We start from the raw sequence: 17,000 nt of genomic DNA on the forward strand, positions 1-17,000 counted from the left end.
CCGTTGGGGATGCGCCCGGCGGCGTCGGGAGAGGGAACGGGCTGGGTTGTCAGGCTCCGAAACCGAGCAGCGACTTCACCTCGAGGAACTCGTCGAAGGCGTAGTCACTCCACTCGCGGCCGTTGCCGCTCTTCTTGTATCCGCCGAACGGTGCGCTCGGGTCGAGCTGGGCGCCGTTGAGCGAGATCGAACCCGCACGGATCTGCGATCCGATGCGGCGGACCTCGTCGACGTCCTTGCCGGAGACGTAGCCGGCGAGGCCGTACTCGGTGTCGTTGGCGACCTTGATCGCTTCGTCGATCGAGTCGTAACCGATGACGACGAGGACCGGGCCGAACACCTCGGTGCGGGCGATCTCCATGTCGTTGGTGACGTTGGTGAACACGGTCGGCTTCACGTAGTAACCGGTCTCGAGACCCTCGGGGCGCCCGGGACCTCCCACGACCGCGGTCGCGCCGTCGGCGACGGCGCGCTCGATGAGACCCTGGATCTTGTCGAACTGCGCCTCGGACACGACCGGGCCGAGCTTCACGTCGGTGGTGGGATCGCCGACGGTGAGCTCGGCGGCGACACCCTTGGCGATCTCGGCGACCTCGTCGACGCGGCCGGCCGGGACCAGCATGCGGCTCGGCGCGTTGCAGGACTGGCCCGAGTTCATCATCATCGTCGCGATGCCGCCGGCGACGTTCTTCGCGAAGTCGTCGTCGTCGAGGATGATGTTCGGACTCTTGCCGCCGAGTTCCTGGGCGACGCGCTTGACGGTCGGCGCGGCACTCTTGGCGACCTCGATGCCGGCGCGGGTGGACCCGGTGAACGAGATCATGTCGATGCCCTCGTGGCTCGACAGCGCGGCGCCGACGCCGGGGCCGTCACCGTTGACGAGGTTGAACACACCTGCGGGCACGCCGGCGGCGTCGAAGATCTCGGCGACGATGGCCGCGCTGAACGGCGCGACCTCCGACGGCTTGAGGACCATGGTGCAACCGGTGGCGAGTGCCGGGGCGACCTTGCACATGACCTGGTTGAGCGGCCAGTTCCACGGGGTGATGAAGCCGCACACGCCGATCGGCTCCTTGGCGATGCGCGAGCTGCCCCGGTCCTCGACGAACTTGAAGTCGGGGAGTTGCGCGGCGGCGGTCATCAGGTGGCCGAGGCCGATCGGCACCTGGGCGGCGTTCGTGAGGCCGACCGGCGAACCCATCTCCTCGGTGACTGCGGCGGCGAGATCGCCCATGCGGTTCTGGTACTCGGCGATGATCCGGTTGAGGACTTCGAGACGTTCCTCGACGGTCGTCTGTCCCCAGGTGACGAATGCGCGACGGGCGGCGTCGACCGCTGCGTCGACGTCGGCCGCGCTGCCGATGGCGACCTGTCCGGCCGACTTCTCGGTGGCCGGGTTGATGACGTCGATGAGGTTGAGCTCGGCGGGCTCGACCCACTGGCCGTCGATGTAGAACTTGGTGATGTCCGGCATGGTGCCTCCGTTGCAGCCTGAAGTGAGGACAATTGTTGTCTGTTTCACACTCTAGGCGCTGCCGCGACCGGGGTCTCGTGAATCCCGGCGTTCCGGGGGCGACACTTTGTGACCGGGTCTGGAACAGCCGTCCCAGTCGCATTCTGCGACGCTCGGCCCGGCCGTGAACGACTAGGGTCGAATCATGATCCTCATCGTCGTGAAGTTCCCCATCAAGCCCGAATTCGCCGACGAGTGGCCCGAGTTGTCCCGCGAGTTCACCGAGGCGACCCGCGCCGAACCGGGTAACAAGTGGTTCGACTGGTCGCGATCGCTCGAGGACCCCAACACCTACGTCCTGGTCGAGGCGTTCGACGACGATGCCGCGGAGGCACACGTCACCGCCCCGCACTTCAAGCAGGCCCAGCAGGAACTCCCCAAGTACCTCCAGCGCACACCCGACGTCATCAACACGACGATCGAGGGCGACACCTGGTCCGAACTCGGGGAGTTCCGGGTCGACTGACCTGTCTCAGCGGCCGGCGCGGACCTCGGAGTCCGTGTCGGCCCCCGCCGGATCCGCCGATCGTGCCACGTCGTCACCGATGCCGAGTTTCTCGCCCTCGATGTCCACGTCGGGCAGGATGCGGTCGAGCCAGCGCGGGATCCACCACGCCTTGTCGCCGAGGACGGTGAGCACCGCCGGCATCAGGGTCATCCGGACGACGAAGGCGTCCAGGAACACCGCGGCGGCCAGGGCGAAGCCCATCACCATGATGAAGGCCATGTCCTGCAGCATGAATGCGGCGAAGACCGAGATCATGATGGCCGCGGCCGCCGCCACGACGCGGGCGCTGTGGCGATATCCCTCCACCACCGCGGTCTTCGCGTCGGCGCCGTGCACGTATGCCTCCCGCATCCGGGTCACCAGGAACACCTGATAGTCCATCGCGAGTCCGAACACGATGCCCACCAACATGATCGGCAGGAACGACACCAGCGGTTGCGGGTTGTCGACGATCCCCAGGGCGCCGTCGGTGAAGAGGGCGACGGTCACACCGAAGGTCGCGGCGACGCTGAGCAGGAAGCCGAGCGCGGCGGTCAGCGGCACGAGGATCGAGCGGAACACGATGATCAGCAGGATGAAGGCGAGACCCACCACGACCAGGAGGTAGGGGATCAGCGAACTCGACAGGCGGTCGGAGATGTCGAGTTCGATCGCGGTCTGCCCGGTCACCCCGTAGGAGATGCCCGTCGTGCCCTGTACCCGGGACTCCATCTCGCGGAGCGATTCCACGAGTGCGGGCGTCGCCTCGTCGGCCGGCGCGGTCGACGGGATGATGGTGATCTTCGCGGTGTCCTGGGCCTCGTTGAGCCCGCCGGCACCGATCTGCGCCACCTCGACGTTGTCGACGCGACCCAGGTCGTCGACGAGCGAGTCGAAAGCGCGCAGGCGTTCCCCGGTGTCCTGGATCTCGCGACCGTCCGCGACGACGACCAGCGGTCCGTTCAAGCCGGGGCCGTAACCCTCGGCGACCATGTCGTAGGCCCGGCGCTGCGTCTCCGACGGCTCGGCGGTCCCGTCGTTGGGTAACGCGAGCTTGAGCCCGGCCATCGGGATCGCGAGGACGACGAGGATGCCGACGATCGCGACCGTCACGGTGCGCGGCCGGGCCACGATGCGCTGGACCCAGCGCTGGCCGTTGTGCAACCGCTCCGCATCGTGCGGTCCGACATCGGGAGCGTTGAGGCGCGGCACGCGTCCGGCGAACGCCTTGCCGCCGAACAGGCCGAGGATGGCCGGCAGAAGGGTGAGCGCGACCAGCACGGCAGCCACCACGGTGCCCGCGGCGGCGATACCCATCGCGGTGAGGAACGGGATGTTCACGATCGCCAGTGCGGCCAGCGCGATGACGACGGTGCTGCCGGCGAACACGACCGCCGAACCCGCGGTGCCGACCGCTCGGCCCGCCGCGTCGGCGCGGTTCGCCGACCGATGGATCTCGTGGCGGTAGCGGGACACGATGAACAGCGCGTAGTCGATGCCGACCGCGAGGCCGATCATCGTCGCGAGAATCGGTGTCTCGTTGCTGAGGTCGAAGAAGTGGGTGCCCATCTGCACGCCGAGCATGCCGATCGCGACGCCGACGATCGCGGTGATGATCGGCATGCCCCAGGCGACCAGGGAGGCGAACGTCAGGATGAGGATCAGCGCACCGACCCCGATGCCGATCAGCTCGGAGGTGATCCCGAGCGCGAATTGCTGTGTGGCCGAACCCTTCATCTCGACGGTGAGGCCGGCAGCCCGGGCGTCGTCGGCGATGGCGTCCATCTGTTCGCGCATGGTCTCGGTGACGTCCGAGGATGCCTCGACGTCGAAGGAGGCGCCGAGTTGCGCAACGGTGCCCGCCGCGTTGATCGGCGAAGTGGCCTGCGCGTCGGCGGCGGCCTCGTCCGCGCTCTTGCCGAAGGTCTCCCGCTGGAAGGTCGCCGAGAGCTCACGGAGCTGACCGGGGGATTGTTCGGTGCCGTACGAGACGAACGGGTTGGCGATCGAATCGGGGCTCTTCACGTTCTCGACGGTCTTCAGGCCGGCCACCATCGAGTCGATGGCGCTCTGGAACCGGGGCTCGCTCAGCGTCGAATCCTCCGGTGCGCGGACGACGTACGTGACGCTGATGTCGGAACCGAACGTCGCCTCCCCGGGGAAGCGCTCGATCATCAGGTCCTGTGCGCGCTCCGACGGGATGCCCGGGATCGAGAACGACTCGGAGGTCGGTTTCGCCAGCAGGCTCGCGCCGATGCCCAGCCCGATCAGGACCAGAACCCAGATCGCGATGGTCTTGAGGCGGTTCTCGTACGCCCATCGCCCTAGCCGGTACAGGTGTGTTGCCACGTCAGTGCTCCTCGGAGGATGGTTCGGCGAGACCGCTCTCGGGTCCGTCGGCGTTCAGGGGTCGGATGGGGAGTGCCAGCCCGGACGCCAGCTGGTCGAAGGCCGACTCCAGCACGGTGGCCAGGTCGGCAGCGGTGCCCGGGGTGTCGTCGTGATGGGTCACCCAGAATTCGAGGGCGACGCGGATGGTGGTGATCGCGTTGTGCAGGACGAGGCGTGGATACAGGGTGTGTGCCGGCTGTCCGCGCTGCGCGCACAGTTCGGCGAGACGCGCTTCGACGGTGTCGCCCAACTCCATGTCGCGGGACCTGGCCGTCAGCCCCGGATCCGTGTCGAGGAGGCGCAGGAGCGCGACGATCTCGGCGGGTTCGCCGACGTCGGGCGAGGTGGCGGCCTCGATGAGGGCGGTCCGGACCGAGCAGAAGAAGCTCTCGTCCGTCGGTCGGGCCTCGATCCGCTCCACGATCGTGTCGAACAGCGACGACACGAAGTGCAGCAGCGCGTCCTCCTTGCCGCTGAAGTAGTTGTGGAACGTGCGGACCGAGACGTTCGCCTCCGCCGCGACGGCGTCGATCGTCACGTGATCCATCCCGGCGCTGGTGGACAACCGCAGCACGGCGCGGGCGAGCGCCGAACGCGTCGCCGCCTTCTTCGCCTCGCGGAGTCCGGGGGAGTTCACCTCACCCACGGTACGGAACTTGCAGAACCCTGCAAACTTGCAGGACTACGCAATATTTGGGAGAGTCCTCACACCGTCTACCCGGCGATGGCGTGCGTCACACCATCAGCCCAGTGTCGATGCGCGGGCGACCAACTCGGGCTGGAACACGAGGTTCGACGGGACATGGCGTTCGGCGGGATCGTCGGCCGCGCTCATCAGCAGATCGACCGCGGTGACGCCGATGCGGGAGGTCGGCTGCCGGATCGACGACAACGGGACGACGGCCGAGCGGGCGAAATCGATGTCGTCGTAACCGATGAGCGCGATGTCGTCGGGAACGCGGACGTCGCCGCCGAGCATCGTCAACGCCTGCAGGACCCCGATTGCGAGGAGGTCGTTGGCGCAGAACACCGCATCCGGTCGGTCGCGGGGGGCCCTGGCCAGCAGGGCCGTTCCCGCCTCGCGTCCGGCCAGCACACTCAGGTTCGCCGTCTGCACGACCTCGAGCGTGGCATCGTCGACGGCGTCGACCGCCTCCTGCGCGCCCCGCCGACGGTCCGCGACCTGCCGCAGGCCGGGCGGTCCGCCCACGAAGACGATCCGGCGACGACCGGTCTCGCACAGGTGCGACACCGCCAACCGCCCGCCCGCGATGTCGTCGACGGCGACGGAATCGAAGGGGGAGCCGCCGGCGTCGCGGTCGACGAGGATCACCGGGGTGCCGCGACGGCGCAGCGAGTCGAACCGTCGCAGATCGTCGCCGATCGGCGAGACGAGCAGACCGAACACCCGCTGCTCGTCGAAGGTGTCGAGATAGGCCTGTTCGCGCGATTCGTCGTCGTCGGAGGTGCCGAGCAGCACCGTGAGGTCGTGGTCGGCGGCGCGCTGTTCGGCGGCGCGGGCGATGTCGGTGAAGAAGGGGTTGCCCACGTCGAGCACCACCATGCCGACGCAACGCGAGCGCCCCGCACGGAGCTGACGCGCGGCGTCGTTGCGCACGAAACCCAGCTGGTCGATCGCCGCCTGGACCCGCGCGACGGTCGCGGGCGAGACCTTTCCGGGCGAGTTGAGCACGTTCGAGACCGTGCCCACCGACACCGAGGCCGCCGCCGCGACATCCCGCATGCTCACACCCATGGGCCCATCTCACCAGATGCGATGCCGGTACCCGCGTTTCGTGGACTCGGGAGGGTCGCCCATCTCGCGAGCTGATTGACTACGAACACCCGCGGTACCCCCTGTAGGAAAGGCGATTCATGTCGACTCCGGCCAGCCCGTTCTCCGCGGACTACGAACCCGACCCGCGGCGCTGGAAGGCGCTCGCGGTGTGCCTGGTGGTCGGCTTCATGACCCTTCTCGACGTCTCGATCGTCAACGTCGCGCTCCCGTCCATCGAATCCGGTCTCGGCGCGAACTCGGCCGACCTCTCGTGGGTCGTGTCCGGCTACGCCCTCGCCTTCGGACTCGTCCTGGTCCCGGCCGGCCGGGTCGGGGACGCACGCGGCCGCAAGGTGACCTTCCTCATCGGTCTTTCCCTGTTCGTGCTGGCGTCGGCGGCATGTGGGTTCGCCCAGGGCCCGACACAACTCGTCGTCTTCCGCCTGATCCAGGGCGTCGCGGGCGGCATTCTCGCGCCGCAGGTCTCCGGGCTCATCCAGCTGCTGTTCCGCGGGGCCGAGCGTGGCCGGGCCTTCGGCATGTTCGCCGCGACCATCGGTATCTCGACCGCGGTCGGGCCGCTGCTCGGCGGGGTCCTCATCCAGCTGGGCGGGTCCGCCGACGGGTGGCGATGGATCTTCTTCGTGAACGTGCCGATCGGCATCGCGGCCTTCGTCGCCGCGATCCGGTTGATCCCGGCTCGGCCCGAGGAACTCAAACAACCGCTGCGGGGGAGTTTCGATCCCGTCGGCGTCGTGCTCCTGGGTACCGGGGTGTTCGCACTGATGCTGCCGATGGTCCAGGAACAGGAATGGCCCGGCGGGCGGAAATGGCTGCTGCTCGTCGTCGCGGCTGTGCTCATCGGTGCGTTCGTCCTGTGGGAACGTCGGCAGGGCCGCGTCGGCCGCCAGCAACTCGTCGACCTCTCGTTGTTCTCCATGCGGTCGTACACGCTCGGGTGCATCATCGCGATGGTGTACTTCGCCGGGTTCACCACGGTGTTCTTCATCTACACGCTGTTCGTCCAGCAGGGCCTGGGCTACTCGGCACTGCAGGCCGGTCTGGCGGTGACCCCGTTCGCGCTCGGCTCGGCGGTGTCGGCCAGTGTCGGCGGCAACATCGTCAACCGGGTCGGGCGCTCGCTGGTGTTGCTGGGTCTGGGCCTGGTGGTCGTGGGGATGATCGCGACGATCGTCGCCGTCGCGTTCGTGTCCGGTCCCGGAGTCGGGTACGCCGCCGCGCTGCCACTGCTGGTGGCGGGTATCGGTTCCGGTCTCGTGATCTCGCCCAACCTCACGCTCAGCCTCGACCAGGTGCCGGTCACCAAGGCGGGCATCGCCGGTGGCGTCCTGCAGACCGGTCAGCGCATCGGGGCCGCCGCGGGGATCGCGCTCGTCGGTGCGGTGTTCTTCGCCCAGGTCGCGAACACCGGAGGCGACTGGGCGCGGGCGTTCCAGATCGGACTGGCGACCGCCGCGGTTCTGGTGCTGATCGCGCTGGTGGTGGGTCTCGTGGATCACTTCGCCCACCGCCGCGAGGACGCGGAGGTCGCGTAGGCGGCCGGTCTGATGCCCACGCGACCTCGGCAGTCGAGCCTCAGGAACGCGACCGGGGCACCAGCCGTTCGAGTTGGGTCACGTGCGCGGGTGTCAGCTCGTCCAGCGAGGCGACACCGAGCAGCCGCATCGTGCGTGCGATCTGCTCGCCGAGGATCGCGATCATCCGGTCCACCCCGGCCTCCCCGCCGGCCATCAGGCCGTACAGGTAGGCCCGGCCGACGAGCGTGAACCGCGCGCCGAGGGCGACCGACGCCACGATGTCGGCGCCGCTCATGATGCCGGTGTCGAGCATGACGTCGGTGTCCGCGCCGACCTCGCGGGCCACGTCGGGCAGCAGGTGGAACGGGATCGGTGCGCGGTCGAGCTGGCGCCCACCGTGATTCGACAACACGATGCCGTCGGCGCCGAGGGCCGTGACGGCCTTGGCGTCGTCGACGGTCTGGATGCCCTTGACCACCAGCTTGCCCGGCCACTGCGACTTGATCCACGCCAGATCGTCAAAGGTGACGGTGGGGTCGAACATCGTGTCCAGTAGTTCGGCCACCGTTCCGGACCATCGATCGAGCGAGGCGAACGCCAGGGGCTCGGTGGTGAGGAAGTCGATCCACCACTGCGGGCGGGGAATGGCGTTGAGCACGGTCTTGGCGGTCAGCGCCGGCGGGATCGACATGCCGTTGCGCTTGTCGCGCAGACGAGCCCCGGCGACCGGCACGTCGACGGTCACCAGCAAGGTGTCGTACCCGGCCTTCGCCGCGCGGTCGACCAGGGCCATCGAGCGCTCCCGGTCCTTCCACATGTACAGCTGGAACCAGTTGCGGCCGTGCGGATTCGCATCCCGGACGTCCTCGATCGACGCGGTCCCCATCGTCGACAGCGAGAAGGGGATCCCGGCCCGGCCGGCGGCGCGTGCACCAGCGTATTCGCCCTCGGTCTGCATCATCCGGGTGAACCCGGTGGGCGCGATGCCGAACGGCAGTTCCGAACGCCCGCCGAGGATCGTGCACGAGGTGTCGACCTTGGACACGTCACGCAGGATGGCCGGGTGGAACTCGATGTCGGCGAACGCCTGTCGTGCCCGTTCGATGGACAGCTCGGCCTCGGCCGAACCGTCGGTGTAGTCGAAGGCCGCCTTCGGGGTGCGGCGCTTGGCGATCGCGCGCAGGTCCTCGATGGTGAGGGCGGCGTCGAGACGACGCTTCTTCGCGTCGAACTGGGGCTTCTTGAACTGCATCAGCGGCGCGAGGTCGCGCGGTTTGGGAACTCGACGCTTCATGGGAGAACTGCCTTGCATGGTCATGCCTTTCCTGTCCCCACCGCGGTGCGGGAGCGCGTGCCGCGGGAGTGTCGGGGTGCGTAGTGTTGCGGCGGGAACCTGTCGGCGACGATAGACCTCATCGCCTCGAGGTCGCCATCGATCAGACCGTGGGCGCGGGCGGTGATCAGCACGTTGCCCAGCGCGGTCGCCTCCACCGGACCGGCCTGCACCGGCAGACCCAGCCGGTCGGCGGTGAGTTGGCACAGCAGTCGGTTCTGCGAGCCGCCGCCGACGAGATGGACGGTCTCCACCGTCGTGCCGGACAGTTCGGCCGCCCGGGCCACCCCGTCGGCGAAGGCCGCCGCCAGGCTCTCGACGATCGCGCGCACCATCTCGGCGCGGGTCATCGGCGGCCGCATGCCGCGCTCGTCGTACCAGTCGCGGATGCGCCCGGGCATGTCTCCCGGCGGGAGGAACCGGGCGTCGTCGGTGTCGAAGATCTCGACCGTCGCCGGTGCCTCGGCGGCCAGCGCGAGCAGTTCACCGAGTTCGGCGCGATACCCTTCGCGCTGGTACTGGCGGACCGTCTCGCTGAGCAGCCACAGGCCCATCACGTTGTGTAGGTAGCGGATACGGCCGTCGGCGCCGACCTCGTTGGTGAAGTTGGCCTTCCACCCGTCGCGGGAGACGACCGGCTGCTCGAGTTCGACGCCGACCAGACCCCATGTCCCGCACGAGATGTACGCCGACCGCGACGGGTCCATCGGGATGGCGGCGACCGCCGACGCGGTGTCGTGGGACGCGACCGCGGTGACGCGGGTCGACGTCGCCAGTCCGAGGCGCTCGGCGACGTCGCCGAGCAACGGGCCCTGGTCGGTGCCGGTCTCCACGAGGTCGGGGAACAAGCCGACGGGCAATCCGAGACGCTCCATCATCGCGGTGTCCCACCGCCCGTTGATGCCGAGCAATCCGGTGGTCGAGGCGTTGGTGCGTTCGGTGCCGCGTCGGCCCGTGAGCCAGTACGTGATGAGGTCGGGGATCAGCAGGGCGGTGTCGGCCTGGTCGAGCAACCCGTCGGCCTTCTCGGCGGCCAATTGGTACACGGTGGTGAACGGCAGGAACTGTAAACCGTTGCGCACGTACAGGTCCGCGGGACCGAGTTCGGCGTGCACGGCGTCCACCCCGACGGCGCTCCGGGTGTCCCGGTAGTGGTGCGGCAACCCGAGCATGCGGCCCTCCCGCAGGAGCGCGTAGTCCACCGCCCAGGAGTCCACCCCGATCCCGACCAGATCGTCGGACTGCCTGCCCGCCTCGGCGAGGCCGGCCGACGCGGCGCGGAACAGTGCCGGGACATCCCAGTGCAGAGCGGACCTGCGCCCGTTCCAGATGTGGACCGGGTCGTTGGTGAACCGGGCGACCTGGTCGAGCTCGAGTCGTCCGCGCGAGACGTCGGCCAGCATGACCCGGCCGCTGGTCGCGCCCAGGTCGATCGCGGCGACCTGGGCGGACCGGGTGGATCGGCTCATCGCAGGAACGCGGCGGCGACGCCCGCGTCCACCGGCACGTGCAGGCCGGTGGTGTGCGAGAAGTCGGACGTGCAGAGTGCGAAGGCGGCGCCCGCGATGTTCTCCGGCAGCACCTCGCGCTTGAGCAGGGTGCGCTGCGCGTAGAACTTGCCGAGATCCTTCTCCTCGACGCCGTAGACGGCGGCGCGCTTGGCGCCCCAGCCGCCGGCGAAGATCCCCGAACCACGCACCACGCCATCGGGATTGATGCCGTTGACCTTGACCCCGTGCTCGCCGAGCTCGGCGGCCAGGAGACGGACCTGATGGGCCTGGTCGGCCTTCGTCGCCGAGTAGGCGATGTTGTTCGGCCCGGCGAAGACCGAGTTCTTCGACGAGATGTACAGGATGTCGCCGCCGAGCTTCTGGTCGATGAGGGCGCGTGCGGCGGCCTTGCTCACCAGGAACGACCCGCGGGCCATCACGTTGTGCTGGAGGTCCCAGTCGGCGGTGGTGGTGTCCAGCAACGACTTCGACAGCGACAGGCCGGCGTTGTTCACGACGAGGTCGATGCCGCCGAAGGCGAGCACCGTCGCGTCGATCGCGGACTGGACGGCGGCTTCGTCGGTGACGTCGGCGGCCACCCCGATCGCGACATCGGTGGAGCCGATCTCCTCGGCGGCCGCCCGTGCCTTCTCGGCGTCGAGGTCGGCGATCACCACGCACGCACCTTCGGCGGCCAGACGCGTCGCGATGGCCTTGCCGATACCGGAGGCCGCCCCGGTGACCAGGGCGATGCGGGTGGCGAGCGGCTTGGGCTTCGGCATGCGCGCGAGCTTGGCCTCCTCCAACAACCAGTACTCGATCCGGAACTTCTCCGACTCGTCGATCGGTGCGTAGGTCGAGATGGCCTCGGCGCCGCGCATCACGTTGATGGCGTTCAGGTAGAACTCGCCGGCGACACGTGCGGTCTGCTTGTCCTTGCCGAAGCTGAACATGCCGACGCCCGGGATCAGCACGATGGCCGGGTCGGCGCCGCGCATCGCGGGGCTGTCCGCGGTGGCGTGACGGTCGTAGTACGCGCGGTAGTCCTCGCGGTAGGCCTCGTGCAGTGCCGCCAGGCGCTCCTTGCACTCCTCGACGCTCGCGTCGGCCGGGAGGTCGAGGACGAGCGGCTTGACCTTGGTGCGCAGGAAGTGGTCCGGGCAACTGGTGCCGAGTGCGGCCAGGCGCGGATGCTCCTCTGCCGCCAGGAATTCGAGGACCGGGTCGACGTCGGTGAAGTGGCCGACCTGCGGCTTGTCCATCGAGGCGAGACCGCGGATGAACGGGGCGAGCGCCGCGGCCTTGGCCCGGCGTTCCTCGGCGGGCAGTGCGCCGTAACCGTCGATCGGGGCGCCGAAGGGCTGCGGCCGGCCGTTGGCCGCGATGTACTCCTCGGCGGTGTGGATGATCTCCAGCGAATGCGCCTGCGCCTCATCGGAGGTGTCGCCCCAGGCGGTGATCCCGTGGCCGCCGAGGATGCAACCGATGGCCTGCGGGTTGTCCTTCTTGATCGCCGAGATGTCGAGTCCGAGCTGGAAACCCGGACGACGCCACGGCACCCACACGACGCGGTCACCGAAGATCTTGTGCGTCAATACCTCGCCGTCGGACGCGGTGGCGATGGCGATACCGGAGTCCGGGTGCAGGTGGTCGACGTGCGCGGCGTCGACGAGACCGTGCATCGCGGTGTCGATCGACGGTGCGGCACCGCCCTTTCCGTGCAGGCAGTAATCGAAGGCGGCCACCATCTCGTCCTCACGGTCGAGGCCGGGATAGACGTCGACGAGCGCACGCATGCGATCGAGCCGGAGCACGGCCAGGCCCTTCTCCGTTAGGGTGCCGAGATCGCCGCCGGAGCCTTTCACCCAGAGCAGTTCGACGTCTTCGCCGGTGACCGGGTCGGTGTCGGTGCCCTTGGCGGAGGTGTTGCCGCCGGCGTAGTTGGTGTTCTTCGGATCCGATCCGAGTCGGTTGGACCGCGCGATGAGGGCGGCGACTGCGGGATTGGTCATTGCGGGTGATCTCCTCGGGAGTTCAGGGGAACTGGGGCGGGGGGAGGGCTCAGGCGCCCCAGGACGATTGGGTACCGCCGACACGCTCGGCGACGATGCGCTCGTGGTATCCGGAGTCGGCGTATGCGGCCATCGGGTCCGCGGGCAGGCCGCGACGGACACGACGCTCGGCGAGCATCGGACGGACGTCGGTGTAGAACGCGTCCATCACGATCGCGTTCGCGCCCAACACGTCTCCGGCGGCCTGAGCCTCGGTCAGGGCATCGGTGTCGACGAGCAGTGCACGGGCCGTCATCTCCTCGACGTTCAGCACCGAACGGAGCTGGCCCGGGATCTTCTCCTCGACGTTGTGGCATTGATCGAGCATGAGAGCGACCGGCGACCCGGCGTCGAGCCCGCCGCCGCGGATCACCTCGAACAGGATCCGGAAGAGCTGGAACGGATCCGCGGCGCCGACGATCAGGTCGTCGTCGGCGTAGAAGCGCGAGTTGAAGTCGAAGGAACCCAGCTTTCCGAGGCGAAGCAGCTGCGCGACGATGAACTCGATGTTGGTTCCCGGCGCGTGATGGCCGGTGTCGAGGCAGACCATCGCCCGCTCGCCGAGCGCGGTCACGTGGGCGTAGGAGGTGCCCCAGTCGGGGACGTCGGTGACGTAGGTGGCGGGCTCGAAGAACTTGTACTCCAACACGAGTCGCTGGTCGTCGCCGATGTGCTGGTAGATGGTCGCGAGCGACTCGGCGAGCCGGTCCTGGCGTCCGCGGATGTCCCCCTGTCCGGGGTAGTTGGTGCCGTCGGCCAGCCAGATCTTCAGATCGCGCGAACCGGTGGCGTTCATCACCTCGATGCAGGCGAGGTGATGGTCGATGGCCTTCTGCCGCACCGTCTTGTCGGTGTGGGTCAGGCTGCCGAACTTGTAGGCGTCGTCCTGGAAGGTGTTGGAGTTGACGGTGCCCAGGCCGACGCCGAGATCCTTCGCGTAAGCGGCCAGGGCGGTGTAGTCGTCGACGGTGTCCCACGGGATGTGCAGGGCGACGGTGGGCGCCAGCCCGGTCAGCTCGTTGACCTTCGCGGCATCGGCGATCTTCTCGTGGATGGTGCGGGGGGTGCCCGGGGTGCCGAACACCTTGAACCGGGTGCCGGAGTTGCCGAACGCCCAGGAGGGGAGCTCGATCTCGAGGTTGTCGAGGATCGTCTCGTCAAAGGTGGCCATGAGATTTCTTTCGGTTGGGATTCCCCGCCGCCGGCGTCGGGGTCAGCCGGCGGCGGGGAGGTCTGAGTGGAACATTCGAGTTGGTGGAACGTTTCAATCGCGCACGGCGCGATCCGGCCGTGGTGTCAGGCCGGGGCCCTGTGTCCCGACTCCGCGGCCGGGTTGGTGCCCGGGGTCGGGTGCGCGGCGGATGCCGGTGTCTCGATGAGCTCGGGTGACAGCGGAGCGCCGTAGCGCTCGACCTCGATCTGCTGCAGCGTCTTGCCCTGGGTGTCCGGAGCCGCGATGGCGCCGATGATCAGCGCGATGGTGAGCAGTGCGACCAGCAGGATGCCGACCGTGGTGAGTCCGGTGGCCGCGAGCATGGTGGGGAAGAAGTAGCTCAGGAGACCGGTTGCGGTGCGGACGGCGAAGAACATGACGCCCTGGGCGCTGGCCCGATAGGGCGTCGCGAACATCTCGCTGGCCCAGAGGCTGTAGAACGCCTGCGCGCCGATGCCCGAGGAGATGCCCCACAGGACCGCGAAGACGAGCATCGTGGCGACACCGCTGTCGGTGAAGGCGACCAGCACGATCCAGGCGACGATGCCCAATGCGGCGCCGAAGACGTACAGGGCGCGCTGGGAGACCCGATCGGCGTATCGCATGAAGCCGAAGTAGGTCGCGAGGACGGTGCATCCCCAGACCAGCACCTGCAGCAGGTTCTGCTGGACCGCGCTCTCGACGCCCGCGGTCTCGTAGACACGCGGCATGAAGATGCCGGCCTGTCCGGCCACGGTGTTCCAGAAGAGGTAGATGCCACCGAGCAGGAGCAGCGCGGTGATGTTGACCTTCTTGGAGAACAGGCCCTTGATTCCGCGGGCGCCGACGGAAGCGGTGAGCTCACGGGTCTCGTTGACCGCCTCGTCGGACCAGATCTTGGACTCCGCGAGCCCTTGGCGAATCCACCAGACGACCGCGGCGACGACGAAGAGGTGCAGGAAGATGATCCGCGAACCGAGCAGGCCCATAGGGGCGAGCGCGGCCGCCAGTGCGAAGCCGATCAGCGGTCCGACCGACCAGGCGAGCTGGGCGGTGCCGACGTGTTTGGCGCGTTCGACCGATGGCGCCTCTTCGGCGATGTAGGTCCAGGACGCGGGTACGCCCGCGCCGACCGCGAGGCCGGTGATGATGAACGCCGCCAGCAGCATGGTGAAGTTGAGCGCGAAGGCGGCGAGCAACACGCCGGCCATGTAGACCAGCAGGTCGTAGGTGTAGATCGCCTTGCGGCCGTAGCGGTCGCACAGCGGTCCGCCGATGGCGGCACCGACCGCCGCGCCGAACGCGTTGGCGCTCAGTGCGGCCAGCAGGCCGACGGCGAAATTGCTGATGCCGAACTCGTCCTGCCAGAAGGTCAGGCTGGTGGCGATCGCGATGATCGAGCCGGCTTCGATGTAGTTCGACATGGCAACCGAGATGGTCGCCCGCCAGCCGGTGGTGGAGCGCGCTCCTACTTTCATGGGATTCCTAGCGTCGGAGATCAGTAGAGAGGGTCGGGATCGGAAGGGTCAAGCCGGGTTCGCTGATGTCGGTGTGCCCGTCAGTACGCGTCGTGTGTTCGATATGGATCAGTCGAGGTGGAAGTACTCGAGGAGTTCGGTGCGGATGGTGTCGGGATTGGCGCCGTCGGCGTCGCCGCCGGTGGGCGGGAGGAAGTACTCGGACATGTGCGCCTGCCACCGGGTGTTGACGTCCGTCGCCTCCATGGCTGCGGTGGTCGTCGCGAAGTCGTCGGTCTCGAGATAACCCACGACCATGCCGTCGTCCTTGCGGAGGAACAACGAGTAATTGCGCCATCCGGTCGCGCGCAGGGCGTCGAGCATCTCCGGCCACACCTCCGTGTGGGCGTCGAGGTAGTCCTCGACGCGCTCCGGGCGGAGCTGGAGCACGAAGCAGACGCGCTGGGGGTCGGACATGGCTGCTCCTGACAAACGACGTGATGGGAAACGCAGACCGTCGAGAGAGGATCAACCCGGCGAATTAAAACGTTTCAATTTGTGATGGCAGCAACACTAAGAGCGGCCTGTGAGGATGTCAAGACCCGGTTCGCGCAAAGCGCACCCCGCCGGGACGGGATCGGTCATGCTCTGTCCGTGCTGGGATTCGGGAAGACGCGCGGAGCAGATGTCGGGGGCAGGATCGCGATCGTGACCGGGGGCGGGTCCGGTATCGGGGCCGCGCTCACGCGCGCGCTGGTGACCCGGGGAGCCCACGTCACCTGCGCGGACATCGACCTACCCGCGGCGCAGCGGGTGACGGCCTCGTTGTCCGGAGGGCCGGGCACGGCACGGGCGGTGCAACTTGATGTGACGGATGCCGCCGCTGTGCAGCGGGTGGTCGACGAGGTCGTCGCCGAGTGGGGGCGCCTGGATCTGATGTTCAACAACGCCGGGATCACCTGGGGTGGTCCGACCGAGATGCTGACGCCGGAGCAATGGGACTCGATCATCGACGTCAACATCCGGGGCGTCGTGCACGGGGTCGCGGCCGCGTACCCGGTGATGATCGAGCAACGTAGCGGACACATCGTCAACACGGCGTCGATGGCCGGGCTCGTCGCCGCCGGACTGATCACGAGCTATGTGATGACCAAACATGCGGTCGTGGGGCTGTCGCTCGCACTACGTACCGAGGCCGCGGGCCGCGGGGTGAACGTGCTGGCGGTGTGTCCCGCGGCGGTGGAGACCCCGATCCTGGACAAGGGATCGGTCGGCGGATTCGTCGGTCGCTCTTATTATTTGGCGAGTCAGGGTTCGTCGACCGCGTACGACGCCGACCGCCTCGCCCGGGACACGCTCGCCGCCATCGAGCGGAATCAGCCACTGCTGGTAGTCCCGCGTCGATCCCGGATCACCTGGCGCGTCCAGCGATTGGCGCCCGGCCTCACGAATCGGCTTGCCGCGCAATTCATCGATCGCCAACGCGCGGAGTTGCGGCCGGAGGGTTAACCGCCGGCGGTGCTGCTCAGGATGGCGATGATGACACCGGCCACGGTCAGTACACCGACGACCCAGGCCATCGTGATCGCGACCCGTCTGCGTCCGAACCGGGCCGCGTTGATCGCGATCCCGAGGCACACCAGGACCGCGATCGAGTACACCGAGATACCGAGGGTGAGCAGGGCGACGGAGGAGTCGGCGAGCAGGACAACCCGAGTGGACATGACACCGAGTACAGCACGCCGGTACCGGGATAGCGGAGGCCCGTCCA

The 17,000-nt window shown here is 68.3% G+C and carries 14 protein-coding genes; 3 read left to right on the plus strand and 11 right to left on the minus strand.

What is annotated here, in order from left to right; translation table 11 throughout:
* Positions 1 to 49 precede the first annotated feature (49 nt).
* Positions 50 to 1,474 carry an aldehyde dehydrogenase family protein gene (locus tag ACFVHY_RS20705; protein ID WP_058250781.1) on the minus strand — a complete coding sequence of 475 codons (1,425 nt, stop codon included), beginning with the start codon at positions 1,472 to 1,474 and terminating at the stop codon, positions 50 to 52.
* A gap of 184 nt (positions 1,475 to 1,658) precedes the next feature.
* Here ACFVHY_RS20705 and ACFVHY_RS20710 point away from each other — a divergent pair, with 184 nt between their 5' ends.
* The gene (locus ACFVHY_RS20710; RefSeq protein WP_068971038.1) at positions 1,659 to 1,979 is read left to right on the plus strand and encodes a putative quinol monooxygenase; all 321 of its coding nucleotides are present in this window, start codon (positions 1,659 to 1,661) and stop codon (positions 1,977 to 1,979) included.
* 6 nt (positions 1,980 to 1,985) lie between these two features.
* Here ACFVHY_RS20710 and ACFVHY_RS20715 read toward each other — a convergent pair whose 3' ends face one another.
* From ACFVHY_RS20715 to ACFVHY_RS20725, 3 genes are all read right to left on the minus strand, one after another.
* Complete coding sequence (locus ACFVHY_RS20715) at positions 1,986 to 4,349, minus strand: MMPL family transporter (protein WP_390275180.1); 2,364 nt, start codon at positions 4,347 to 4,349, stop codon at positions 1,986 to 1,988.
* Between the two features lies 1 nt (position 4,350).
* Positions 4,351 to 5,028 carry a TetR/AcrR family transcriptional regulator gene (locus ACFVHY_RS20720; RefSeq protein WP_390275181.1) on the minus strand — a complete coding sequence of 226 codons (678 nt, stop codon included), beginning with the start codon at positions 5,026 to 5,028 and terminating at the stop codon, positions 4,351 to 4,353.
* 105 nt (positions 5,029 to 5,133) lie between these two features.
* Positions 5,134 to 6,147, minus strand: coding sequence for a LacI family DNA-binding transcriptional regulator (locus ACFVHY_RS20725; RefSeq protein WP_390275182.1), 1,014 nt, complete (start codon positions 6,145 to 6,147; stop codon positions 5,134 to 5,136).
* Positions 6,148 to 6,266: 119 nt separating this feature from the next.
* Here ACFVHY_RS20725 and ACFVHY_RS20730 point away from each other — a divergent pair, with 119 nt between their 5' ends.
* A complete protein-coding gene (locus ACFVHY_RS20730) occupies positions 6,267 to 7,724 on the plus strand; it encodes an MFS transporter (RefSeq protein WP_137809267.1) in 1,458 nt (485 codons plus the stop codon).
* A gap of 40 nt (positions 7,725 to 7,764) precedes the next feature.
* Here the strand turns inward: ACFVHY_RS20730 and ACFVHY_RS20735 are convergent, their stop codons facing one another.
* The 6 genes from ACFVHY_RS20735 to ACFVHY_RS20760 all read right to left on the minus strand — a co-directional run bounded on the left by ACFVHY_RS20735 (position 7,765) and on the right by ACFVHY_RS20760 (position 15,706).
* Positions 7,765 to 9,000 carry an alpha-hydroxy-acid oxidizing protein gene (locus ACFVHY_RS20735; protein ID WP_390275236.1) on the minus strand — a complete coding sequence of 412 codons (1,236 nt, stop codon included), beginning with the start codon at positions 8,998 to 9,000 and terminating at the stop codon, positions 7,765 to 7,767.
* Between the two features lie 20 nt (positions 9,001 to 9,020).
* Complete coding sequence (locus ACFVHY_RS20740) at positions 9,021 to 10,508, minus strand: rhamnulokinase family protein (RefSeq protein ID WP_390275183.1); 1,488 nt, start codon at positions 10,506 to 10,508, stop codon at positions 9,021 to 9,023.
* Complete coding sequence (locus ACFVHY_RS20745) at positions 10,505 to 12,541, minus strand: bifunctional aldolase/short-chain dehydrogenase (protein ID WP_390275185.1); 2,037 nt, start codon at positions 12,539 to 12,541, stop codon at positions 10,505 to 10,507. The genes ACFVHY_RS20740 and ACFVHY_RS20745 overlap by 4 nt, the downstream gene beginning before the upstream one ends.
* 49 nt (positions 12,542 to 12,590) lie before the next feature.
* Entirely contained in the window at positions 12,591 to 13,751 is a 1,161-nt protein-coding gene (gene rhaI / locus ACFVHY_RS20750) for an L-rhamnose isomerase (RefSeq protein ID WP_390275187.1), read from the minus strand.
* A 125-nt stretch (positions 13,752 to 13,876) separates the two neighbouring features.
* Positions 13,877 to 15,250: an MFS transporter gene (locus tag ACFVHY_RS20755; RefSeq protein ID WP_390275188.1), complete on the minus strand. Its 1,374-nt coding sequence runs from the start codon at positions 15,248 to 15,250 to the stop codon at positions 13,877 to 13,879.
* 108 nt (positions 15,251 to 15,358) lie between these two features.
* Positions 15,359 to 15,706 carry an L-rhamnose mutarotase gene (locus ACFVHY_RS20760; protein ID WP_390275189.1) on the minus strand — a complete coding sequence of 116 codons (348 nt, stop codon included), beginning with the start codon at positions 15,704 to 15,706 and terminating at the stop codon, positions 15,359 to 15,361.
* A 177-nt stretch (positions 15,707 to 15,883) separates the two neighbouring features.
* Between ACFVHY_RS20760 and ACFVHY_RS20765 the strand changes: the two genes are divergently transcribed.
* On the plus strand, positions 15,884 to 16,738 hold the full coding sequence (locus ACFVHY_RS20765; protein WP_390275190.1) for an SDR family NAD(P)-dependent oxidoreductase: 855 nt from the start codon (positions 15,884 to 15,886) through the stop codon (positions 16,736 to 16,738).
* Here the strand turns inward: ACFVHY_RS20765 and ACFVHY_RS20770 are convergent.
* Entirely contained in the window at positions 16,735 to 16,953 is a 219-nt protein-coding gene (locus ACFVHY_RS20770; protein ID WP_004020299.1) for a hypothetical protein, read from the minus strand. The genes ACFVHY_RS20765 and ACFVHY_RS20770 overlap by 4 nt on opposite strands.
* Positions 16,954 to 17,000: the final 47 nt, after the last annotated feature.

The organism is Gordonia sp. NPDC127522, from assembly GCF_042672305.1.
GTDB classification, from domain to species: domain Bacteria; phylum Actinomycetota; class Actinomycetes; order Mycobacteriales; family Mycobacteriaceae; genus Gordonia; species Gordonia hongkongensis.